20 protein-coding genes are annotated in these 24,251 nt (G+C 41.5%); 19 read left to right on the top strand and 1 reads right to left on the bottom strand.

Annotated features, from left to right (window positions below; translation table 11 throughout):
- Positions 1–7 precede the first annotated feature (7 nt).
- The 16 genes from nifJ to AC0MXB_RS12005 all read left to right on the top strand — a co-directional run bounded on the left by nifJ (position 8) and on the right by AC0MXB_RS12005 (position 18,642).
- Positions 8–3,514, top strand: coding sequence for a pyruvate:ferredoxin (flavodoxin) oxidoreductase (nifJ, locus tag AC0MXB_RS12080; RefSeq protein ID WP_474039938.1), 3,507 nt, complete (start codon positions 8–10; stop codon positions 3,512–3,514).
- Positions 3,515–3,787: 273 nt separating this feature from the next.
- The gene (locus AC0MXB_RS12075) at positions 3,788–4,996 is read left to right on the top strand and encodes a sensor histidine kinase (RefSeq protein WP_474039937.1); all 1,209 of its coding nucleotides are present in this window, start codon (positions 3,788–3,790) and stop codon (positions 4,994–4,996) included.
- Between the two features lie 13 nt (positions 4,997–5,009).
- Positions 5,010–5,747 (top strand): response regulator transcription factor, encoded by a 738-nt coding sequence (locus AC0MXB_RS12070; RefSeq protein WP_474040072.1) that lies wholly within the window; start codon positions 5,010–5,012, stop codon positions 5,745–5,747.
- A 269-nt stretch (positions 5,748–6,016) separates the two neighbouring features.
- Positions 6,017–6,301 (top strand): ethanolamine utilization microcompartment protein EutM, encoded by a 285-nt coding sequence (gene eutM, locus AC0MXB_RS12065; RefSeq protein WP_474039936.1) that lies wholly within the window; start codon positions 6,017–6,019, stop codon positions 6,299–6,301.
- Between the two features lie 18 nt (positions 6,302–6,319).
- Positions 6,320–7,111 carry a propanediol utilization microcompartment protein PduB gene (pduB, locus tag AC0MXB_RS12060; RefSeq protein ID WP_474039935.1) on the top strand — a complete coding sequence of 264 codons (792 nt, stop codon included), beginning with the start codon at positions 6,320–6,322 and terminating at the stop codon, positions 7,109–7,111.
- Between the two features lie 30 nt (positions 7,112–7,141).
- On the top strand, positions 7,142–7,738 hold the full coding sequence (locus AC0MXB_RS12055) for a BMC domain-containing protein (RefSeq protein ID WP_474039934.1): 597 nt from the start codon (positions 7,142–7,144) through the stop codon (positions 7,736–7,738).
- 36 nt (positions 7,739–7,774) lie between these two features.
- Positions 7,775–8,404, top strand: a complete 630-nt coding sequence (locus AC0MXB_RS12050) for a phosphate propanoyltransferase (RefSeq protein WP_474039933.1) — start codon at positions 7,775–7,777, stop codon at positions 8,402–8,404.
- A 79-nt stretch (positions 8,405–8,483) separates the two neighbouring features.
- Positions 8,484–9,251: a hypothetical protein gene (locus AC0MXB_RS12045; RefSeq protein WP_474039932.1), complete on the top strand. Its 768-nt coding sequence runs from the start codon at positions 8,484–8,486 to the stop codon at positions 9,249–9,251.
- Between the two features lie 33 nt (positions 9,252–9,284).
- Entirely contained in the window at positions 9,285–10,739 is a 1,455-nt protein-coding gene (locus AC0MXB_RS12040; RefSeq protein ID WP_474039931.1) for an acetaldehyde dehydrogenase (acetylating), read from the top strand.
- 14 nt (positions 10,740–10,753) lie between these two features.
- Positions 10,754–11,017: a EutN/CcmL family microcompartment protein gene (locus AC0MXB_RS12035; protein ID WP_474039930.1), complete on the top strand. Its 264-nt coding sequence runs from the start codon at positions 10,754–10,756 to the stop codon at positions 11,015–11,017.
- A 12-nt stretch (positions 11,018–11,029) separates the two neighbouring features.
- The gene (locus AC0MXB_RS12030) at positions 11,030–12,151 is read left to right on the top strand and encodes a 1-propanol dehydrogenase PduQ (protein WP_474039929.1); all 1,122 of its coding nucleotides are present in this window, start codon (positions 11,030–11,032) and stop codon (positions 12,149–12,151) included.
- A 20-nt stretch (positions 12,152–12,171) separates the two neighbouring features.
- Positions 12,172–14,706, top strand: coding sequence for a glycyl radical protein (locus AC0MXB_RS12025; RefSeq protein WP_474039928.1), 2,535 nt, complete (start codon positions 12,172–12,174; stop codon positions 14,704–14,706).
- 43 nt (positions 14,707–14,749) lie between these two features.
- A complete protein-coding gene (locus tag AC0MXB_RS12020; RefSeq protein ID WP_474039927.1) occupies positions 14,750–15,538 on the top strand; it encodes a glycyl-radical enzyme activating protein in 789 nt (262 codons plus the stop codon).
- A 22-nt stretch (positions 15,539–15,560) separates the two neighbouring features.
- Positions 15,561–15,866, top strand: a complete 306-nt coding sequence (locus tag AC0MXB_RS12015; RefSeq protein WP_474040071.1) for a BMC domain-containing protein — start codon at positions 15,561–15,563, stop codon at positions 15,864–15,866.
- 125 nt (positions 15,867–15,991) lie between these two features.
- Complete coding sequence (locus tag AC0MXB_RS12010) at positions 15,992–17,149, top strand: helix-turn-helix domain-containing protein (protein ID WP_474039926.1); 1,158 nt, start codon at positions 15,992–15,994, stop codon at positions 17,147–17,149.
- Between the two features lie 263 nt (positions 17,150–17,412).
- Complete coding sequence (locus AC0MXB_RS12005; protein ID WP_474039925.1) at positions 17,413–18,642, top strand: pyridoxal-phosphate-dependent aminotransferase family protein; 1,230 nt, start codon at positions 17,413–17,415, stop codon at positions 18,640–18,642.
- Positions 18,643–18,766: 124 nt separating this feature from the next.
- On the opposite strand, the gene AC0MXB_RS12000 is transcribed toward AC0MXB_RS12005, so the two are convergent.
- Positions 18,767–20,446, bottom strand: coding sequence for a PucR family transcriptional regulator (locus AC0MXB_RS12000; protein ID WP_474039924.1), 1,680 nt, complete (start codon positions 20,444–20,446; stop codon positions 18,767–18,769).
- A 402-nt stretch (positions 20,447–20,848) separates the two neighbouring features.
- Here AC0MXB_RS12000 and allC point away from each other — a divergent pair, with 402 nt between their 5' ends.
- From allC to AC0MXB_RS11985, 3 genes are all read left to right on the top strand, one after another.
- The gene (gene allC / locus AC0MXB_RS11995; protein ID WP_474039923.1) at positions 20,849–22,087 is read left to right on the top strand and encodes an allantoate deiminase; all 1,239 of its coding nucleotides are present in this window, start codon (positions 20,849–20,851) and stop codon (positions 22,085–22,087) included.
- 279 nt (positions 22,088–22,366) lie between these two features.
- A complete protein-coding gene (locus AC0MXB_RS11990) occupies positions 22,367–23,962 on the top strand; it encodes an L-lactate permease (protein WP_474039922.1) in 1,596 nt (531 codons plus the stop codon).
- A gap of 5 nt (positions 23,963–23,967) precedes the next feature.
- Positions 23,968–24,126: a hypothetical protein gene (locus AC0MXB_RS11985; protein WP_474039921.1), complete on the top strand. Its 159-nt coding sequence runs from the start codon at positions 23,968–23,970 to the stop codon at positions 24,124–24,126.
- The last annotated feature ends 125 nt before the right edge of the window (positions 24,127–24,251 follow it).

Raw genomic sequence — 24,251 nt, 5'->3', positions numbered from 1 at the left:
GAAAACTATGACGCGAAAAATGAAAACCATGGACGGCAATACAGCAGCAGCTTATATTTCCTATGCCTTTACCGACGTAGCGGCAATTTTTCCGATTACGCCGTCATCGAATATGGCGGAAAGTGTTGACGAATGGGCGGCGCAAGGGAAAACTAACTTGTTCGGCCAAACGGTTGAAGTTGTGGAAATGCAGTCAGAAGGCGGTGCTGCTGGTGCGGTGCACGGCTCGCTGCAATCTGGGGCTTTGACGACAACTTATACAGCCTCACAAGGCTTGTTGTTGATGATCCCGAATATGTATAAAATTGCTGGTGAACTGTTACCAGGCGTTTTTCATGTGAGCGCTCGCGTAATTGGCGCTAATGCGATCAGTATTTTTGGCGATCATTCTGACGTTATGGCTACAAGGCAAACTGGTTTTGCCCTGCTAGCGGAAAGCAGCGTGCAGCAGGTTATGGATTTGGCGGCCGTAGCTCATTTATCAGCCATTAAAGGGCGTGTACCATTTCTCAATTTCTTTGATGGGTTTCGGACATCTCATGAAATCCAGAAAATCGAAGTGCTTGAATATGAAGAACTGGCCGAGCTCCTCGACCAGGATGCGATTCAGGCCTTTCGTCGTCGCGGCCTAAATCCTGACCATCCAGTACTGCGTGGTACGGTGCAAAACTCTGATATTCACTTCCAGCAGCGCGAAGTGACAAACCGCTACTATGAAGCTTTGCCTGATATCGTGGAAGAATATATGCAGGAAATTACCAAACTGACAGGCCGTGAATATCACCTGTTCAACTATCATGGCGCACCTGATGCAGAGCGTTTGATTATTGCCATGGGTTCTATGTGCGAAGCTATTGAAGAAGTAGTCGATTATTTAAACAGCCAAGGCGAAAAAGTGGGCCTGTTGGCAGTGCATTTATATCGGCCTTTCTCCATTAAACATTTCTTTAAATATATTCCGAAAACAGTCCAGAAGATTGCCGTACTGGATCGAACCAAGGAAATGGGTTCTTTAGCGGAACCGCTTTATCTTGATGTAAAATCGGCCTTTTATAACAGCGACTGGCATCCCGTCATTGTCGGCGGTCGCTGCGGCGTAGGCGGCAAAGATGTTATTCCTAGCCATATTGAAGGTGTCTTTGAAAACTTGAAGGCTGATTCGCCGCAAGACGGATTTACTGTAGGGATTATTGATGATGTAAATCACACCTCGCTTCCTATTGGCAAAGATATTGATACGACGCCAGCCGGAACGAAAGCCTGCAAATTCTGGGGGCTTGGTTCTGACGGAACGGTCGGCGCCAATAAAAGCGCTATTAAGATTATTGGGGATCATACTGACTTGTACGCGCAGGCTTATTTTGCCTATGATTCGAAAAAGTCAGGCGGTGTTACCATTTCGCATCTGCGTTTTGGCAAGCAGCCGATTAAAGCGCCGTACCTGATTAATAAGGCTGATTTTATTGCCTGTCATAATCAATCTTATGTAGATAAATACAATGTGTTGGAAGGCTTGAAACGAGGCGGCAGTTTCTTATTGAACTGTGCTTGGAATGAAGCGGAGCTTGAGGCGTATCTTCCGGCGGCGATGAAACGGTATATTGCTGAAAAAAATATTGAATTCTATACGATTGATGCTGTCAAAATCGCGCAAGAAATTGGTCTTGGCGGTCGGATTAATATGATCATGCAGGCCGCTTTCTTTAAAATTGCTGATGTAATACCAGTCGATGCCGCTGCCGCCTATCTTAAAGAAGCTGTAGTGAAATCCTATGGGAAAAAAGGCGAAAAGATTGTGGCTATGAATCAGGCGGCGATTGATCGCGGTGTAGATTCTTGTGTCAAAGTCACAGTTCCGGCTGCTTGGAGTCAATCAACAGCGCAAGATGCAGCCAAGCAAGACGTTCCCGATTTTATTAAAAATATTCTTATTCCAGTAAATCGTCAAGATGGCGATAAGGTACCTGTCAGTGCTTTCCTTGCTGTAGAAGATGGAACTTATCCTGTTGGTACTTCAGCATATGAAAAGCGCGGGATTGCCATTAATGTGCCGCAATGGCAGGCTGATTCTTGTATTCAGTGCAACCAGTGTTCTTATGTTTGTCCGCATGGAGCCATTCGTCCGGTGCTTGTCAGTGAAGCAGAAGCCAAAGCGGCGCCGGAGGGCTTTGGCGTGAAACCGGCGACCGGGGCAAAAGAGCTATTCTTCCGAATGGCTTTGTCACCGCTTGATTGTACGGGTTGCGGCAACTGTGCGCAAGTATGCCCGGCAAAAGAAAAAGCTTTAATCATGCAGCCACTTGCTACACAGACACAGCAGGAACCTTTATGGGATTATGCTATGGGGTTAACGCCGAAAGCCAATCCGATGAAGAAGGAAACGGTTAAAGGTAGTCAATTTGAACAACCGTTGCTGGAATTTTCCGGCGCATGTGCTGGCTGTGGCGAAAGTCCTTATGCTAAACTAGTTACACAGCTCTATGGCGATCGGATGATGGTAGCGAATGCGACGGGCTGCTCCTCCGTATGGGCAGGCAGTACGCCAGCGGTTCCTTATACTACGAATCACCGCGGGCATGGCCCGGCTTGGGGCAATTCGCTTTTTGAAGATAATGCCGAATTTGGTCTTGGTATGTTCCTGGGAGCGAAGCAGCTTCGCAATAAAGTCGCCGCTGACGTGGCGCAAGCGCTGCAAGGATCGCTGAGCTCTGAACTGAAAGGCGCTTTGCAAAAGTGGCTAGAGGAAAAGGACATCAGTGAAGGAACACGTGAACGAGCTGACAGAGTCATTACTGCTTTGGAAAAGGAAAACGACAAAGATTCACTCCTTGCCTCGATTTATGAAAATAGAGATTTTCTTGTAAAACGCTCTCAATGGCTATTTGGTGGTGATGGCTGGGCCTATGACATTGGTTTTGGCGGTCTTGATCATGTGCTGGCCTCAGGACAAGACGTGAACGTACTAGTCTTTGATACGGAAGTGTATTCTAATACGGGTGGTCAGTCTTCAAAAGCGACGCCGACAGCGGCTATTGCCAAATTTGCCGCCGCTGGCAAACGGACGAAAAAGAAAGATCTCGGCATGATTGCTATGAGCTATGGTTATATTTATGTAGCGCAAATTGCCATGGGCGCTGATAAAAATCAGACGCTAAAAGCAATTGCCGAAGCGGAAGCCTATCCGGGACCGTCGCTCATTATTGCTTATGCTCCTTGTATTAATCATGGTCTCAAAGCAGGCATGGGTTGCAGCCAGGAAGAAGCGAAACAAGCTGTTGCCAGCGGCTATTGGTCTTTATATCGCTTTAATCCGCAGAAGCAGGAAGCGGGCGAAAATCCGTTTGTACTTGATTCGAAAGAACCGACAGCAGATTTTAGAGGGTTTTTACTGGGAGAAGTTCGTTATTCAGCGCTGCAAAAACAATTCCCGGAAGCGGCCGAGGCTCTATTTGCCAAGACGGAAAAAGATGCTAAGGAAAGATTAGAAAATTATAAGCAGTTGCATAATAGATAATTTATAAAGAGAAAGTGTAAAGATTGAGTCTGGGAGATATTTTTAATATCTTCCGGACTTCTTTTTATTTTGATTAAAAGGCAACTCTGCGGTTATAATATGAAATTTTTTAGCACAATTTGATTGATTTTGTTTATGAATTAAAAATAATTTATATTCTGAAAATATAGTATAATGTTTTTGTAATCCTAGAAAGAACTGTTAGCTTATGCAATACATTGACGATTTTATTGCGACGATTATAAGAATGTCGTTTGAGGAGGGCTGTAACGGATGGATCATTTAATGGATGTAACATTAGAGAATGTAATTGATATTAATGAATTTAATACGATTCACAATGAATTGGCGAAACTCGTGGACTTTTCTGTTGTAACTGTTGATATCCATGGTGTTCCATTAGGCGGTTTAAGCAATTTTACATCATTTTGCGAACTCATACGTTCATCACCCAAAGGCTATCAGGGGTGTATAGAATGTGACAGAAAAGCCAGTATTCAATCGCTTAAGGTCGGACGACCTTTACTGTATACATGCCATTGCGGCCTCAAGGACTGCACCGCTCCAATTATTGTAAATGGTGTTCATGTAGGGAGCGTATTGGGCGGTCAAGTACTCATTAAAGAAGAAGATCGACTCAAAGTGAATGTAGCGGAGTTATCAGAAAAATTTCAGCTTTCCCAACAGGAATTGTCACAAACTTTACTCGAAGTTAAAGTTGAAACAGAGGAATATTTGCATCGTTGCTTGCAATTTTATAGTTTTATGGCTAATTATTTTGCGGAAACAGGTATAAAAAAAATCATCCAGGAAAAATTGGCGAATGAAACAAAAGAAAGATTGCATTTGCAAAGAATTGCTAAAGAACAGGAATTGCAGCGAATGAAAGCACAGATGAATCCTCATTTTCTGTTTAATGCGTTAAATTCGATTGCTCGTATTGCCATTCAGGAAGAGGCTGCTCGTACAGAACATTTGATTTATGATTTATCGAAGTATTTGCGATATAGTATTAAGCATAATGATCAAAATCCCAAGTTGTGTTTGGAGTTGGAAAATCTTCACCATTATTTATCAATCCAGAAAACACGCTATGGTGACCGGATGGATTTTTTAATTGATATAGAACCAGATTTACTTGACTGGCATATTCCATCAATGACATTACAGCCGATTGTGGAAAATGCGATTATTCATGGGATTGAAGATCGTGAAAAAGGTGGAGTTGTTGAAATTCGTGGTATGAAAATTTCTGATGGTCAAGAGATGCTGCTTACTGTTACCGATAATGGGGTTGGATTTCCAAGAGAAATTTTAGCTTTATTTAAAGAACAGGGGGTTATGAGCTCATCGCGTCTTGGGTTAGGATTGATGAATACGCATGATCAGATTCGACGTTTATATGGCAATCATTATGGATTGTTTATTGAAAGTGAACCAAACTGCTATTCTTGTGTAAGTATTAAAATTCCTAAGCAGTAAGGAGGAGATTGTGATGCATACCGTACTAATCTGTGAAGATGAAGAATTGGAAAGACTTGCTCTTCGCAAGATGTTAGAGCGGAATTATCCTACTATGCAGGTTTTGGAGGAAGCAAAAACCGGAACGGAAGCGATTCGTAAAGCAAAACTCTATATGCCCACGCTTATTTTAATGGACATAAAAATGCCGGAAATGAGTGGTTTATTAGCTCAAAAAGAAATATTGAAATTTCATCCTCAGATTAAAACGATTATTATTACGGCCCATGATAACTTTTCCTATGCCCATGAAGCAATAAAATATAAAATCTATGATTATTTATTAAAACCTTTTTCCCCAGCTATGTTGTATTCCTGTATTGATAAAGTACTTCTTGAAACTACTTCAGGCAAACGTTCTTTTGAGGAACAGAGCTTAGAAGAGAAGTCGCGAATTAAGGAAGCATTGAGTTATATTGACGAACATTATCTTGATACCATGCAATTATCAGATGTGGCGGAAAGAGTTGGCTTAAGTGAGAAATACTTTAGTCGCTATTTTAAAATGCAGACAGGTTATTCGTTTACAGACTATTTAAACCTGCAGCGTATCAACCGGGCAAAAAGCCTTTTGCTTTATACAACTGTACCGATTTATAAAATCGCGATTGCTTTGAATTTTTCAGATTCCTCATATTTTATTAAGGTTTTTCAGAAACATGAAAAGATCACTCCTAGTCAGTTCCGTCAAAAACACAAACTACATAAGTGAGATTCTTTTATATTTAAAGCAGTTGCCAAATTGGCAGCTGCTTTTTTGCGCTTTAAAGTAAATTGCCAATGTATTATGGTGAATTTTCGCTTTCGCAATCTTACCAAACTACTATTTTCTATGTGGGAAATTTACTTTTATTGGTTTTCTAAATCCCATGCATCAAGACTGATTTTTCGTATAATTTAAATAACTTAATCTACTTAAGCCGATGGATATATGCAGATTGTTCTGTATATTGAAATAAAAAAACACCTGGAGGTAAGAACATGGGACAAGAAGCGTTGGGAATGATTGAAACAAAAGGATTGGTGGGCGCTATTGAAGCAGCTGACGCAATGGTAAAGGCTGCGAATGTTTCTTTAATCGGCTATGAGAAAATCGGATCCGGGTTGGTAACGGTTATGGTGCGTGGCGATGTTGGTGCTGTTAAGGCTGCAACTGATGCCGGTGCGTCGGCGGCAAAACGAGTAGGAGAGGTTGTTTCGATCCACGTGATTCCTCGTCCTCACACCGATGTGGAAAAAATGCTGCCTAAATTTGTTAATGCATAATAAAAGGAGGACCCAATAATGGATACGGAACTTTTAAAACAGATTATGGAGAAAATGGGGAGTTCGGACAGTACTAAAAGTGCGAATCCCACAGAAAAAAAGTGTTCTGTAAATCTTGAAAGCATTAATATTACAGAGTTTGTTGGGACTGGAATGGGAGATACAGTTGGTCTGGTTATTGCTAATTTAGATAGCCATCTTCTTGCGAGCATAAAGCTTGATCCCAAATATCGTTCCATTGGAATTGTAAGTTCCCGTACGGGTGGGGCTCCTCATGTAATGGCAGCTGATGAAGCAGTGAAAGCGACGAACACTGAGGTTGTGTCAGTAGAATTTTGTCGTGATACGAAAGGCGGCGCAGGCCACGGCAGTACGATTATTTTTGCGGCTGAAGATGTTTCTGATGCCAGAAGAGCGGTAGAAATCCTACTTGCCGGTTTGGAAAGAGGCTTTGGCGATGTCTATGGCTGTGATGCAGGTCATATTGAGTTGCATTATACCGCCAGAGCGAGCCATGCTTTGGCAAAAGCCTTTTCTGCGCCTGTAGGTAAAGCGTTTGGAATTACTGTTGGAGCGCCAGCTGCTGTTGGATTGCTTATGGCTGATATTGCTTTAAAAACAGCAAATGTCGATGTGGTGACTTACGCTAGTCCTTCAGTGGGGACCTGTTATTCCAATGAAATTATTGTAACTTTCAGCGGTGATTCAGGAGCTGTTCGTCAGTCCGTTCTTGCCGCCCGTGATGTAGGTCTTGGTGTTTTGCGCGGGATGGGACAAAATCCTGTATCGCTATCAAAACCTGTGCTGTAATTCGATTGTACAGGAAGAGGGTAATGGATTATGGATGGAAATGCAATTGGTTTACTGGAAGTAGTAGGCAGAGTCGCTTCAATTGAAGCGGCTGATGCCGGTATGAAAGCGGCAAATGTTCAATTGCTTGGAAGTGAAAATGCGACTGGCGCCCTCATCACCGTAAAGTTTTGTGGTGATGTCGGCGCCGTCAAAGCGGCCATAGAAGCTGCAAAGGCACGGGTTATTCAAATCGGAGGCACGATTGTTGCAACTCTTGTTTTGCCGCGACCTGCTTTGGGCATCGCTCCTATGTTGAGCTGCGGCGTCAAGGGAACTGATTCTTCATCGGAAGGTGCGGTGGGAGAATCGGAGCAAATCACAGAGAAGCCCATAATCGCACTAGGCAATGAAACGGTTATTGAAACAGGGAGTGAGTCGGCAATAGCGATGATTCCAGAGGCTGCTCCGGAAACTGCTATAGAGACAGTTACAGAGACTGTTTCTGAGATTTCTCCAGAGGTATTTTCCCAAAGAGCGGAAACAGCGGAACGGGAAACTGCTGAACAGCCTATTTCAGTGACGGAACCAGAAGTATCAAAAAAAAATTCTAGCAGAAGAAAAAATACAAAAGCGACAGGCGCTTGATTTTTGCATCCATAGGAACAGAAAGTGAGGTTCGTCATGAGCTTTCATAACGAGCAAATGATTTCAGATATTTTATTCTGTCTGACAAATGTTGAACAGGATAAGGGGGTTCCTATCGGTGTTTCGAATCGGCATATTCATTTAAGTGCTCAGGACCTTGCTGTTCTCTTTGGCAGTAACTATGCTTTGTCACTGCTCAAACCGTTAAGTCAAACAGGGCAGTTTGCCGCTAAGGAAACGGTTTGCATTGCCGGGCCTAAGGGGTGCTTGACTAATGTGCGTATTCTCGGACCGGTACGGACTGAAAGCCAAGTAGAGATTAGTCGCACTGATGCGTTTACTTTAGGCATAAAAGCGCCTGTTCGAATTTCAGGCGCTTTAAAGGGAGCTGCGTCAATCTGTGTGATTGGACCAGTGGGAACGCTCATTTTAAAAGAAAATGTGATTATTGCTAAACGTCATATTCATATGTCGCCAAGTGATGCCAAGCGCCTTAATTTATCGGATGGTCAGTGCGTTTCTGTAATTAGCAGCGGAGAACAACAATGTTCTTTTCACAATGTAGCGGTACGAGTAAGCCCGACTGCTGTATTAGAAATGCATATAGATACCGATGAAGCGAATGCTGCCGACCTGAAAAATGGAATGAAGGTACAGATTTTATAAACAGGGGAAAGCGATTTGTGGTTTTATCTGAACCGAGAGTATCAGCTACGCCGATCTTGGTTACGGAGGATGTGAAATCTTGGATGACAAAGTAATGGATGGCGAATTAGTAAGACAAATTATGCAAAGCCTTTTGCCTGTTCTCAATAAGAAAACACTGATTTTATTTACAGGCGGAGCAGCAGATGGGGAAGCTTTATTGAAGCTGGTTGATCAAGTATTGGCCACTGAAGCAAAAATTGCTTTTTCAACTGCTTTTCAAAGAATCGCCAATGATGAGTTTCTGCAGAAAATTCAAGCTCGAACTTTGTTTCATGACGAGGCTATGCGAGCTTTTTTAACCAATGCGGATCTCGTGGTAGTACCTGTTTTGACACGAAATACAATGATCAAAGCTTCTTTAGGTATTCAAGATAGTCTTGTGACAAATGGAATTGCCATGGCGCTTATGCGCTGTATTCCCATTGTTGGAGTGCGGGAAAACTATCATCCCGATAGTGAACATACACGAAACAAGGGATATGCCGCCAACAGTCGCTATAATAAAATGCTGTTGCAGTATGAACAGAACTTAATTGAATTAGGCGCAATACTTGTTGATAGCGCAGAGTTTTCGGATACAATGAAACGGACTTTATATCCCGGTGTATTTGGAGATTCTTTACTTTCAAAAGCAGAAAGTTGTCAGACTGGAGACGTATATTTCGGCAATGGTACAGTGATTACCTGTCGGGAATTGCAGCATCTTCCGAAAGGTACAGGTATTACGATCAGCGGCAGAGTTGTGATTACACCTTTGGCTCAGGAGTATATTACTAAGCAGCATATGATACTACGCTATGAGTAGCGGTAGTAAAATCCAGATAGTGAGGTCAGGACAATGAATCAGTTTGATAAAGATCTTCAGAGTATACAAGAAGTGAGAAATAAGGTAAGTCTAGCAAAACGAGCGCAGGAACAATTCCGGGAATTTTCCCAGGAGCGGATCGATGCAGTCGTTGCCGCTATGTGTCAGACAGCTTTGGAGAATGCTGTTCCATTGGCTAAAATGGCAAAAGAAGAAACTGGTTTTGGTAAGTGGCAGGATAAAGTCATTAAGAATACTTTTGCCGCAAAAACGGTTTATGAATCCATTAAAAACATGAAAACCGTTGGTATTCTTTGCGATGACCCGATCAGAAAGATTATGGAAGTCGGAGTTCCTGTTGGAGTTATTGCGGGATTAATTCCATCGACGAATCCTACGTCTACTGTTATTTTCAAAGCTTTAATCGCTATTAAAGCAGGAAACTCTATTATTTTTTCACCTCATCCTAGCGCAGTAGCGTGTATTCGTGAAACTGTCCGGATTTTACAGGCGGCGGCGATGCGAACTGGTGCGCCTGATGGGCTTATAAATTGTCTTGATGTTCCTACGATGGAAGGGACGCACGAATTAATGACCCACAAGGACGTGGATCTTATCTTAGCTACAGGCGGCGAAGCGATGGTACGTGCAGCCTATAGCTCAGGAACACCAGCGATTGGCGTTGGACCTGGTAATGGCCCGGCATTTATCGAACGTTCTGCTGATGTACCAAAAGCTGTTAGACAGATTCTGGAAAGTAAAACGTTTGATAATGGCGTTATTTGTGCGTCGGAGCAGTCTGTTGTAGTTGAAGAGTGTATGAAAGAGACTGTTGTGGCTGAAATGCAGCGCCAAGGATTCTATTTTCTGAATGAAGCTGATTCAGAAAAATTAGGAAGGCTATTATTGCGACCGAATAAGACGATGAATCCGGTAATCGTTGGGAAAAACGCCCAGGAGTTGGCAATTCTTGCGGGTATTTCAGTTCCTGCTGATGCGAAAGTTTTAGTTTCTTATCAAAATACGGTTTCCCATAATAACCCTTATAGCCGTGAAAAATTGACAACTGTACTGGCTTTTTATACAGAGGCTGATTGGGAACAAGCTTGCTTGCGTTGTCTTGAAATTTTGAATAATGAAGGCAAAGGGCATACGATGACAATTCATTCACAAAACGAAGCAATTATTCGTGAGTTTGCTCTTAAGAAAAATGTATCTCGTTTACTTGTGAATACTGCTGCCGCCTTGGGCGGTATCGGTGCAACGACGCAGTTGTCGCCAGCCTTAACCTTAGGGTGTGGCGCTGTAGGCGGAAGTTCAACCTCTGATAATGTCAATCCGATGAATCTCATCAATATTCGCCGAGTGGCTTATGGAAGTTGCGAACTGGCTGATCTGACAACAGATGTACCCGCTCCACAAGAACCTATAGCGGATCCTTTTGATATTGAAGCAATTGTAAGAAATATTTTAAATGGCACGCGATAAAGGATGTGTAAGGTGTGCATTTAGCTAAAGTGATTGCGAAGGTTGTTGCGACACAAAAGATTGATAAATTAGTAGGCGGCAAATTATTGGTTATTAGAGCCATAGATACAGACCAGAATACTGTTGACAATGAACCATTATACGTTGCGGTAGATAGTGTAGGCGCTGGTGTAGGGGATTGTGTTCTGGTGGACTGGGGCGGAAGTGTTGATAATGATTGCCGTATGGTAGGCGACATGTCTATTGTTGGCATTGTTGACCGCATTGAGTTCGAATGAGGTGCGAATTTTATGAAGCAGAGTACTTTTCAGTTAAAACCAGCTATTCATTATGGGATCAATGCTGCGAATGTGATTAGCACGATTTCCTACGAGCGGGCTCTGATTATTACAGATCCTTTCATGAAATCAAGTGCTATGCTACAGCAGCTTCTCGGGCAATTGCGAGACCAAGAATCCTATCATATCTTTTCTGATATTTATCCCGATCCCGATACCGCCTTGGTTTCAGCAGGCGTAAAAGCTTTTTTGTCATGGATGCCTGATTTGGTTATTGCCTTTGGGGGCGGATCAACGATTGATGCTGCTAAAAGTATTTTATATTGCACAGGATCGATGAAGCATGAACAGAAAAAAATGACCTTTATTGCGATTCCGACAACAAGTGGGACTGGTTCGGAAGTGACAAATTTCTCGGTTATTACTATGGATGGGAAAAAGATTCCCATTGTAGATGACACGCTATTACCCGATATTGCTATTATTGACGCTGCTTTTACCGAATCGGTTCCGTCGATAGTTACCGCTGATACCGGTGTTGATGTTTTGACTCATGCCATTGAAGCCTATGTATCAACAAGGGCGTCAAATTATTCCGATGCCCTAGCTGAAAAAGCAGTTTCTTTGGTTTTCTCCTATCTGCCTCGTGCGGTAAAGGACGGAAAAGATAAAGAAGCAAGGATGAGTATGCATGATGCCTCCTGTATAGCTGGTATTGCCTTTACTAATGCTTCTTTAGGAATTAACCATTCTATGGCGCATACCTTGGGCGGAGCTTTCCATATTCCCCATGGACGAGCTAATGCAATGTTATTGCCTTTGATTCTCGAGTATAATTCCTCAGATCAGGAAACGGCTAAGCGATACAGCCGTTTGGCCCGCCTGATTGGATTTTCTCCGGCCACTGTAGAGGAAGGCGTACAGATTTTACTGTTAGCAGTTCATACCCTTCTTAAAAACACGGGTATTCCAGGTACGTTAAGCGAGCTGAAAGTAGATCATGGTGCATTTAAGGAAAAAATGGCAGTGTTGTGTCAAACTGCACTTGCTGATAAATGTACAGCAACGAATCCAGTTCAGCCGACAATCGGTGATTTGGAACAGTTGTTTTATCGTGTATATGGCAACCACTAAAATAATAGGAGGTTTTTAGCATGAGTAAAGTATTCGATATTTCTACGGTACCAACAAGCCCCAGGATTCAAAAGCTTATTGACGCATTGTATGCCAATCCGCCGGCCGTAGAGGCAGAGCGGGCCAGTCTTATTACCGAGTCTTATGAAAAAACTAAGGCTTTACCGATTGTATTACGTCGCGCTAAAGCCGTAGAACATATTTTAGATAACATGACAATTGTGATCCGTAATGATGAACTCGTCGTAGGCAATTTGACGACGGCGCCACGTTCCACGCAGATCTTTCCAGAGTTTTCCTATAAATGGATCATGGGCGAGTTTGAAACTTTGGCGAAACGGACTGGCGATGTTTTTACAATTAGTGATGAGGTGAAACAAAAGCTCTCACAAGTGCTTCCTTATTGGGATGGAAAAACGGTTAACGAATTAGCTACTGAATATATGTATCCGGAAACAAAGGAAGCTATGGGGCGCGGCGTTTTTACTGTTGGTAACTACTATTTTAATGGCGTAGGTCATATTAGTGTTGATTACAAAAAAGTATTGGAAAAAGGCTTTAATGGAATTCTGCAGGAAGCAGAAGCGGCTCTAGCCAGTGCGGATCAGACTTGCCCTGATTTTATTAAGAAAAGACAGTTTTTAGAAAGCGTAATGATTACATCAAAGGCAACGATTCGTTTTGCTAATCGTTTTGCTCAATTGGCGGAACAACTTGCTGCCAATGAACCGAAAAATAGTAAACGAGAATTGGAATTACGCGCCATTGCAGCGAATTGTCGCAAAGTCCCAGCTAATCCCGCTAGTAATTTTTATGAAGCGGTACAAGCGTTTTGGTTTGTGCAGGCTATTATTCAAATTGAATCCAATGGCCATTCGATTTCGCCGATGCGTTTTGACCAATATATGTATCCTTATTATCAAACCGATATTTTAAGTGGACGTTTGACACGCGAAAGCGCCCAGGAAATACTTGATTGCCTGTGGGTTAAATTTAATGATGTAAATAAAGTCAGAGATGCTGATTCGACCAAGGCTTTCGGCGGGTACCCCATGTTCCAGAATTTGATTGTAGGCGGACAAAATTCCGAAGGAATCGATGTTACGAATGAACTTACGATTGCTTGCCTAGAAGCTAGCGCTCATACGAAATTGCCGCAGCCTTCTATTTCGATTCGCGTCTGGAATAAATCACCTAATGAATTTTTAATTAAAGCAGCAGAAGTATCGCGTCTTGGCTTAGGTATGCCTGCTTACTATAATGATGAAGTAATTATTCCTGCATTAGTAAATCGTGGCTTAACGCTGGAAGATGCTCGTGATTATGGGATTATCGGTTGTGTTGAGCCGCAAAAAGGCGGTAAGACAGAAGGCTGGCATGATGCAGCATTTTTCAACATTGCCAAAGTTTTGGAATTGGTTATTTATAATGGTATGCTTGACGGTGTTCAAGTTGGACCGAAAACGGGTGAGTTTACGTCCTTTGCTTCTTTTGAAGAATTGAAAACTGCTTATAGCAAGCAAATGGCCTATTGCGTTAGTCTTTTAATAAATGCCGATAACTCTGTTGATATTGCTCATGCGGAAAGAGCACCATTACCTTTTGTTTCATCTATGGTCGATGACTGCATTCAACGCGGTAAATCCATTCAGGAGGGAGGAGCTCATTATAACTTTACTGGCCCGCAAGGTGTTGGTGTAGCAAATGTGGGTGATTCACTCAAAACAATTGAAGAATTGGTATTTGATCGTAAAACCTTTACTTTGGCTCAAATCAAAGAAGCAGTTGAACATAATTTTGGCGGAAGTGTTACTACTGCAATTCCCAATGAGGTTATTGAAGAAGTGGTACGGCGGATGTTGACTGAAGGCAAAACCATTACAGTCGAACAACTTAATAAGCTGCAGGCTTTAATGAAAAATGGCGTAATAGCAACTAGTACTGCTGTTGGCGGCTATGACAGTTTATTACAGGCTATTGAATCGGTTCCTAAATTCGGTAATGATATAGCAGAAGCCGATGAAATGGCGCGGTATGCCGCCAGCGTATATTGCCGTGAAGTCGAAAAATATAAAAATCCTCGTGGCGGTCTTTTCCAACCGGGGCTGTATCCTGTATCGGCCAATGTTCCGATGGGATCACAGACAGGCGCTACGCCTGATGGCAGAAAAAAAGGGGAAGCTCTAGCCGATGGTGTTTCCCCTGTGTCTGGCCGTGATACGAATGGTCCGACTGCTGCGGCAAACTCGGTTGCGGCTCTTGATCACGCTATTGCCTCAAATGGTACGTTGTTTAACCAAAAATTCCATCCATCAGCTCTTAGTGGACGAGAAGGTTTAGAAAAACTCGCCGCTCTTGTTCGAGGCTATTTTGACCAAAAAGGAATGCATGTTCAATACAATGTTGTTGGTCGGGAAACTTTGCTTGATGCCCAAAAGAACCCGGATCAGTATAAGAATCTCGTAGTACGCGTTGCTGGCTATAGCGCACACTTTGTGTCACTTGATAAAAGTCTGCAAGATGATATTATCAGTCGTACCGAGCAGATGTTTTAATAGCTGTAATTTTTCTGTTAAAGGCAATTGAGCGGAGGCTTTTATGGAGACAATATATAGTGGAAAAGGAATTATTTCTGATATTCAGAGATTTTCTGTCCATGATGGTCCAGGAATCAGAACACTGGTATTTTTCAAAGGATGTCCTCTTTCCTGCCAATGGTGTTGTAACCCCGAAAATATTCAACGAGAGCCTCAGACTATGATGGTTCAGGGTGTGGAGAAAGTAATTGGCCGAGAATATACGGTGGAAGAGCTCATGCAAGTGATTCGCAAGGATATGATTTATTATCGCCGTTCCGGCGGTGGTGTGACACTTTCTGGTGGCGAAGTTTTGTTTCAGCCACAGTTTGCTAAGCAATTTTTGCAGGCCTGTAAAGCCGAAAGTATCCACACGGCGATAGAAACAACTGCATTTGCCTCATTTGAGGTGATTCGCGAGTTGCTGCCATGGATTGACTTGGCTATGTGTGATTTGAAGCATGTTGATGGCTTAAAACATCTCCAATATACCGGGCGGCCTAATGATATGATACTGGAAAATCTTCGTAAGATTGGTCTTTCTGGAACGAGTATCGTGATTCGTGTTCCCGTTGTGCCGGGCTTTAACAGTACAAAAGATGAAATTTCAAGAATCGCTTTGTATGCTGCCACGATTCCAGGGGTTAAGCAGTTACATCTGCTTCCGTATCATCGTTTAGGGGAAAGCAAATATAATGGTCTAGGAAAAAACTATGCCTTTTCTGGTATAGAGCCCCTGCAACCAGTCATGATGGAGGAACTGTTGGAGGTTGCCAAATATTCGGGATTGAATTGTCAAATTGGCGGATGAAACCCACAGGGAGTGAACGCTTCTGTTAACCTATGAGCTAATCAGTCGTCCTTCAAAGAGCGCTCTCGCTATTTTACAGCGAAAAGCCTGCGATAAGATAGCTGCTAATTTACTGGCCGACAAACCGGCAGAGGCAGTTGGCCTTATTCAAGGCCCTGTTGCACCAATTATTGCAGCTGCTGATATTGCCGAAAAAGCTGCTAATGTGATTGTTTCAGAGATTGCAGGATCTTGTCCGCAGCATATTACCTTGATTGCCGTTTTAGGTGAACTATCAGCTGTAAAAATAGCATTGGAGGCTGTAAAAAGTAAAAAGTCCCCTCTTTGAACAACGGGGTTATTCAGATAATTGGAAATCGCTTTTTATTCTAAGCCCAACGTATAGTAATAATGCTACGTTGGGCTTTTTTCAGATCGTTGAGTACTTACATGATAAGCTTAGGAGAGTATACAATGGAAACCTTGCTGCTTATTGCTGATGAAAAAATCGAAAAAGAATTTATGAAACAAATGATTGAAATGTATAATCCCCATATAGAAGTTATAGCGGAAGTTGGTGATGAAGTTTTAGCCTGTGAGCTTGTTTTAAAGTACAGACCTGATATTGTTCTGCTTGACATACAAACCTTAACTTTAGAAGCGAATCAGACTGTGAAAAAGATCATTTCGCTTTGTCCGGAGCTCTGGTTCGTTATTTTTGCGGCCTGCGATACTTTTTTTACTAAAAGTCTAGTCAGGAAAAGAAATTTTCTAAGGCATGTGCCAAAACCAGGATGTGCTGCCGATGTTCTTCCACTGATTAAAGAGGCTCGCGAACAAGTAAAGCAAAGAAAAAAACGAATTTATGGGTATGAATGGCTTCATGCTAGTTTAACCAGACAAGTAGCATCTATTAAAACAACAAAAACTTTGTCACTTTCAGAAAATGCAATTCAGTATCCTTTTCGCTATGAAAGTATGCTTTTGGAACACATTCGTTGCGGTGAATGGGAAAAAGGGCAGGAAATCCTCGCGATATTACTGAAAGAAATCCTTTCTCAACCTATCCATTTAGAGCTTATAAAAATGTGTCTGCTTGAGCTAGTTATTGTTGCATCGCGCGCGGCTATTGAAGGGGGAGCAGAGTTTGAACAGATCACTCTTCTTGATTGTGCCTGTTTGGAAGATCTGCAGGCCTGTTATGATGAAAAAATGATTATATCCTGGATAAGCCGTGTTTTTTATCGGATTATGAGTCGTATGAAAGAGTATAAAGGGACGATGAATCGGTATGCCATTGAGCAGGCTTGCCAATATATCATTAAGAATTATTCTAAAAATATTTCACTGGAAGAAGTATCACAAGTAGTTCATTTAAGTCCTTCTTATTTTTGCCGCTTATTTAAACAAGAACGAGGCTATAATTTTGTTGATTTTTTGACAAAAGTAAGAATCGAAACAGCTAAGAAGATGTTGCGAAATTCTAATGATACGACTGTGCGAATTGCTACAGCTATTGGCTACAAAGATGCGAGTTATTTTATTCGGATCTTTAAGCAGACGGTTGAAATGACGCCGAATCAGTATCGCAATGCCAATCGAGTGCATGGTGCATTTTGCGTGAAGTTATAATAAGAGGATAAACTCTAACAACTGTATTTACATCAGTCTACAATTTATTAATCATTGAGAAAAGGTAGGATTTTGCTTTTATAAAAGGAATATATAAGTCAGGAAGTTCATTTTGCACAGAAAACGGCAGTTAAAATGTTCAAAATAACCAATGATTCTATTGGGAAAATTTATTATAATGATAACAGCAAGTTCTTTTATGGAGGAATAAATAGAAGATTATAAATTCAATTTGACGGATTCGTAAAGGAGAAACTGATACTATGTACAAAGAACTGAATACTTCATTGCGTACAATTATGACGCCAGGACCAGTTGAAGCAGAGCCTAGAGTGCTCAGAGCAATGGGAACGCCCATACTGGGACAATTTGATCCGGAATTCACTCAGATCATGAATGAGACTATGGAAATGCTAAGAGAACTTTTTCAAACAAAAAACAAATGGGCATTTCCAATAGACGGAACTTCACGAGCCGGGATTGAAGCAGTACTAAGCAGTCTAATTGAAACAGGTGACTCTGTCCTAATTCCCATCTATGGTAGATTTGGTCACTTGTTAACAGAAATCGCCGAGCGCTATGGTGCTGAAGTTGTCAATTTAGAAACTGAGTGGGGTACTGTTTTTGACCCTGAAACAGTGATTGCAGAAATTCGCCGAGTGAAGCCTAAGATTGTAGCGATGGTTCACGGCGAAACTTCCACTGGTTGTATGCAACCGTTGAAAGAAATTGGCGAAGCTTGTCGTGAGCTTGATATACTGTTTGTTGTGGATGTTGTAGCAACAATTGGCGGTGTCGATGTAAAAGTTGATGAGTGGAAAATTGATGCAGCGATTGGCGGTACGCAAAAATGTTTGTCAGTTCCATCGGGAATGGCGCCTATTACTTTCAACTCTCGTGTTGAAGCGGTATTGCTAGAACGCAAGAGGATTGAACGTGGGCTGGCTGATTCCAGTATGTACAAAGCCAATCAGTCACGTATGATTCGCAGTAATTATTTCGATTTGAGCCAGTTAATGGATTATTGGGGTCCGGCACGATTGAATCATCATACGGAAGCAACTACCATGGTCTATGCATTGCGGGAAGGCTTACGGATTGTTTTAGAAGAAGGGCTTGAAGCTCGCTTTGCACGGCATAAACTGCATGAAGCAGCTTTAACAGAAGGGCTTAGTGCTATGGGACTTCAGTTATATGGCGATCCAAGCTGTAAAGTACCAGTTGTTACTTCTGTTTCGATTCCTGCGGGAATTGATGGGGAAGTCGTTCGGTCCATGCTTTTAGAAGAGTTCCAAATAGAAATTGCTAGCTCCTTTGGTCCGTTAAAAGGAAAGATCTGGCGCATTGGAACGATGGGATATAGTTGTCGTAAGAAAAATATTTTACATGTTCTGGGGGCTTTAGAAGCCACTTTAATTTGGCATGGAGCCAAGATTCAGGTAGGCAGTGCCGTCCAAGCTGCTTTGAAAGTGTATAAACAGGCTGGAAAGTAAGTTCGGTCTATGTATAGCTGCTAGAGCAATAAAATATGTATAGTGTTACAGTAAACAAGGGTACACAAAAATAATCGTTATTTTTGTGTACCCTTTGATTTTTGCATTATTTAATGATAGATTTTTATTCGGAGGCTTTAAAGAAATTATTTTTGGCATTCAAGATTTTTTTCTGGCGGAAAGATAGGCGTAAATTGAATAGTAGCTCCTTGTTACCGAAATCTAAGCCGGTGATGTCAGTGATTTTTTCGAGGCGATTGGTCAGCGTGTTTCTGTGAATGTATAATTCCTTTGCTGTATCGGTTAGGACTTTATCACATTCAAGATATTTTTCTAAGGTTGTTAATAGTTCCGTTTTATGATGAGTATCAGCATTTTCTAATTTGGAAAGTATGGAATTACAAACATAAGTAAGCATGGAAGAAGTGTCAGAATTCGCTAACAAGGCATAGCTGGCCACTTCGTGGGGAGAAGTAACATGGCCATTTCCTTTTAAAGTCCGGCCGAATTGTAGACACGATAGGGCATTATAATAGCTCTGACGAACGGAATTGATATCCGAAGCGAGTGTGCCAATGCCAATGGAAATTTTTAAGGTTGGGAACATGTAGGTAAAAGCCGTTTGTAGTTTGTTATATAGATCTGATTCCTGTGTACTTAATGGTCTGGTCGATGCGACAAGGGCTATTACTTTGCCCGCTTGTTCCGAGATGAGTGATAAGGGATATTTTTCTGTAACAACTTGTTGGGTTGTTTTATAGAGGCGAGCCGAGATAGCAGCAATATTTGTTTCTTGATCGTTTTCATCCAATTCGATAATTGAGCACTCAAAGAAATTTCCCTGCATTAGTTCAAATTTAGAGATGATTTCAGTTGTGTTTTGGTTGCTTAGGTCGCCAAAGAGAATATGTTCTAGCATATCTCGCGAATAAAGTCGGTGACTTTCAGCGATTGCTTTTTGTTTCAAGAAATCGAGTGTTGCTACTGTACAGGTATGTTCTAAGGCCATCTGATTTATGTCTAGGAAGGTTGTAGTAGATTGGAATATAGAGATATGACCAAAGTACTCATTGTTAGACATGATGGCCAGAGAAATTACGAGAAATTTATGATCTTCAATAAGTAACCATTTAGTGTGGGGAACTTTAGGTTGTGCTAAAATTTCTTGCGAGTAGTCATTTAAAATCGTCTTTTTGGTGATAAGAAGGTTTAGTTGAAGGTTCGCTTTGGCGCTTACTCCGGGCATTGTTTCTGGAAACCAATAACTAAGAAGCAAGCCGTTATTACTATAGCAGCCAACTGGGCAGTTGGTAAGCTCACCTAAACAGGTAATGATAGAATGTAAGCCGCCACCTTTAATAGCCACCGTTGTTAATGTCTTATGAATTTCATTGGAACGATGTAATAAATAGGATTGTCGTGCTGCGATGCTATTAATAATCGGATTGCTAATTTCTGCGAGTGATAGCTGCAGGGGAAGTTCAATAATGGGGAAATTCAGCTTTTTTGCTAATTCGATCATTAAAGGGGGAATTTCGGGCAGAAATCGCTTTGTTTTGATTCCGAGACCAGCACAGCCAGAGGCAGAAAGTTCTTTGATGAGACGTTCCTGTAAAACTAGATCGTCTTTGATGGTGTAGGCAGTGGTTAGTATTAAATCACTTGGTTTTACCCAATTCCAGATATCAGGAGCATCCATTATATTTACAGATAGAATAATATTGTCTAGGCCGGCAGAACCAGTCACCAAAGATAAGGTTTTATCTGGGAAAAATTGAAAAATATCTTTAATTGTGAGGTGCATAGTCATTCTCCTCAAATTTGCATAAATTTCATGATTTAACTATTATTGAAGAGTAAATTCGCTAAACAGTTATAACTTCCTTGTTAATTGTAGTTTTATTTCTGAAGTAATAGATAAATGTGCATATTGCACATTTATCCGTTGCTTCTTTACGATTGCTGCACTGGATGAAAGATCAAATATTCAGTATAATTGGGACGTAGTATTTAGATGAAAATGAGTAAAAAATACTTGATAGTACCATGTGAACTTGAAGCTGTCTTCTGAAAAAAATTAGATGTTCTTGTAAATGTTTTAAATAGAACATTCTAATAGAAGTGAAAGATGGTCAATTTTGAGACGTATATAGCCAAGCTATTCAGTAAAATGAAGAAAAATAGAGTGTATTGAGGGAGGTAAAACATGAAGGGGTTTGATTTTGGTAAAGAAACAGAGAAACTATTGCAATGGCTAGGAGAATTCGGCAAAGACCCAAATGGCGGAGTGTCTCGTTTCCTTTATAAACCCGAGTGGGTAGATGCACAGAATGCATTGGCAAAGCTTATGAACGAGGAAGGTTTGATTGCCAAATATGATGAGGTAGGTAATTTATTTGGCAGATTGGAAGGTACTTTATATAAAGATGAAACGATTTTAACCGGTTCCCATGTTGACACTGTAAAAAATGGCGGTCTCTATGACGGGCAATTCGGCATCATCGCTGGCATCATTGCTCTTAAATATTTAAAGGAAACTTATGGCGCTCCCTTGCGTAATATCGAAGTGGTATCAATGGCTGAAGAAGAAGGTAGTCGCTTTCCTTATGTGTTTTGGGGAGTGAAAAACATATTTGGTCTTGGTAAACGAGAAGATGTAGAAGCTATGGTGGATTTTGAAGGGATTCCTTTTACTGAGGCTATGAGAAAAGCCGGTTTTGCTTTTAGAGAAGCAACTACGCCAGTTCGTAATGATTTAAAGGCCTTTTTAGAAGTCCATGTGGAACAAGGCGGCGTACTGGAGCGCGAACAAAAATCCGTAGGTATTGTCGAGCATATTGTTGGGCAACGCCGTTTTACCATTGAAGTTACCGGTGAAGCAAATCATGCCGGAACAACGCCAATGGGCTATCGACGCGATGCTGGGTATGCAGCAAGTAGCATGATTTGTTCGATTATTGATACGGCCAATCAATATGGAGATCCTTTAGTAGCTACTGTTGGGAAAGTAGAAATAACCCCTAATATTGTAAACGTTGTGCCAGGTAAAGCTTTATTTACATTAGATACTCGTCATACCCATAAAGACGTACTAGTTGCTTTTACGGAAGAAATAACTACTAAGATAAAAGAAATTGCTCAAAAAACGGGCGTTGGTATCCATATTGATATGTGGATGGATGCTGCTCCTGTTCCTATGGATGTAAAAATCGTAAAAGTCTTAAAAGAACACTGTGAAAATGCGGGGCTTAACTATAAAATGATGCATAGCGGGGCAGGGCATGATTCACAGATTATCGCAACTTTTGTACCTACGGCAATGTTGTTTGTGCCAAGCCATAAAGGGATTAGTCATTCTCCATTAGAATATACTGATCCGCGAGATTTGGGAGAAGGCGTTAAGGCGTTAGTGGGAGCTTTGTATGAGTTAGCTTATAAGAAATAAGGTTCAAATTCATAAGTTATGAAAGTGAATCATACATAATAAATGCCACCGCTCCAATATCGAGATGGTGGCACTTATTATGCATAGTGCATAGGAGCGGTTTATTTATTTGGTACCGATGCACTATACGTGAAGTTCGAAAATTCTATATAATTGAACTAAGGCAGGTGATATATTATACGATATAATATATATGTGAACATGAAATGTTGTTCTTCATTTTGGAATTGAATCAAGTGTTCATAGCGTTTGCTAAAAACTAAGTAGAGTAGGTCATGTATGATGTCAAATAGTGCGATACAATGGTTTGCCGCTGCTTTGCCGATTGCATTTTTGCTATTTCTGTTATTGAAATGTAAATGGGGTGGCGATGAGGCAGCATCAGGTGGATTAATTATTTCCATACTGATTGGTTTTTTTGTATTTGGTGGTGGAATGGATATGCTTGCCCTGGCTGTTGCCAAGGGAATGTGGTATTCCATTGCGATCATTATGGTGGTATTTCCCGCATTGCTTATTTATGAGGTTTCTCGCGAGTCGGGAGCTTTTATTGTTATTCGGGAAGGAATGCAAACTTTTACGCCCGACAAAGTTTTGCAAGTTCTCGCTGTAGGCTGGATTTTTGTTGGGTTTTTGCAAGGTATTACAGGTTTTGGTGTTCCTGTTGTAGTGTGTGCTCCGCTGCTGATTGGTATGGGTGTAAGGCCGATCACCGCAGTACTCATTACCCTACTAGGACAGGCTTGGGGGAATACCTTTGGTACACTGGGAATTGCTTGGGATGGTCTTGTCAGTCAAGTGGATTTAAGCGACCCAGTGACTCTGAAACATACTATTCTCTGGACTACAGGGATGCTTGGCGTTGTTAACGTTATATCAGGGCTGGTTATTGCTGGTTTAGCAGGTGGATATAAAGGCGTTAAACGAAATGCTGTCATGGTAATTCTCTTAGCACTTTTCCAAAGTGGCGGGCAAATGTGGTTGGCTCTCTTAAATCCAATGCTTTCTAATTTTGTTGTAGCATCTGTTTCGTTAGGGTTAATTTTTTTCATTGGAAAAATCCCTTATTATCGTCAGGCTGTAGAACTTCATGATCCGATTGAGCAACGGCGCGAAGATAGTTTGTCTACTCATGCTATGAGCATTAAACAAGCTTTTATTCCGTATGTTTTTTTAGTAGTTATAGCTGTTGTGGTACTACTAAATAGTTCGATTAAGAGTTTGTTTGGACAGTGGCAGCTATCGTTGCCTTTCGTTGGCAAAACAACGATGCTTGGCTTTGCAACGCATGATTATGCAGCCTATGCACCACTGGTGCCCTTGTTGAATTCGGGATTCTTTTTATTACTAGCTGCTGTCGTTGGCTACGGCACCTATCAAAGTGTCGGATATATAAAAAGTGGCGGATTACAACGGATTACGACGAATGCTTTAAAGAAAACGATACCTTCTGCCATTGCCGTCATTGGTCTGATTGCTATGTCGAAAGTCATGGATGAGACAGGACAGACAACCGTATTGGCGCAAGGGGTTGCTGCCGTAACTGGCGGAGCATATCCAATTCTTTCGCCGTTTATTGGATTGCTTGGTACCTTTATGACCAGTAGTAATTTGTCATCGAATATTCTTTTCGGTAGTTTTCAGGAGCAAGTGGGAAGAATGTTACATGTAGATAAGGCCCAACTGTTGGCAGTGCAAACGGTTGGTGGTTCGATTGGTAGCATTATTGCTCCGAGTAAGGTCCTGCTTGGTACAACGGCAGCTGGTATTCTTGGTAAAGAGGGCGATGTTATTAATGCGTTTTTACTAAGAGCCATGTTGTTATGTGGGATCTTTGGCGTGATTATTTTTGTATCTTATCAATTGGGGTGGTGATAGCAGTGCAGCAGTTGGTAGTGTATTTACCGATCCTTCTTGTTATAGCCTTTCCTATGTTGTATTACGGTGGTCAGTCTAGTAATAGTTTGTGTTCTATAGCTGGAATCCTCGTATTGCTTTTAGGTATGGCGGGGCCATTGATAAAACGAGCATTAAAGTAATAGGTGGCTTATGTAATAATTAAATAAAGAGTTCTATGAGAGGAACTGCCAGAAAGGGAAACTGATCTGCAGTTCCTTTTTTGTGTACCTTTTACATACCGTGTAGTTTTAGTGTGCACAATTGC

The organism is Pelorhabdus sp. sgz311001 (assembly GCF_055901755.1).
Note: the sequence above shows the minus strand (reverse complement) of the source record. Positions and strands in the feature narration are given on the sequence as shown.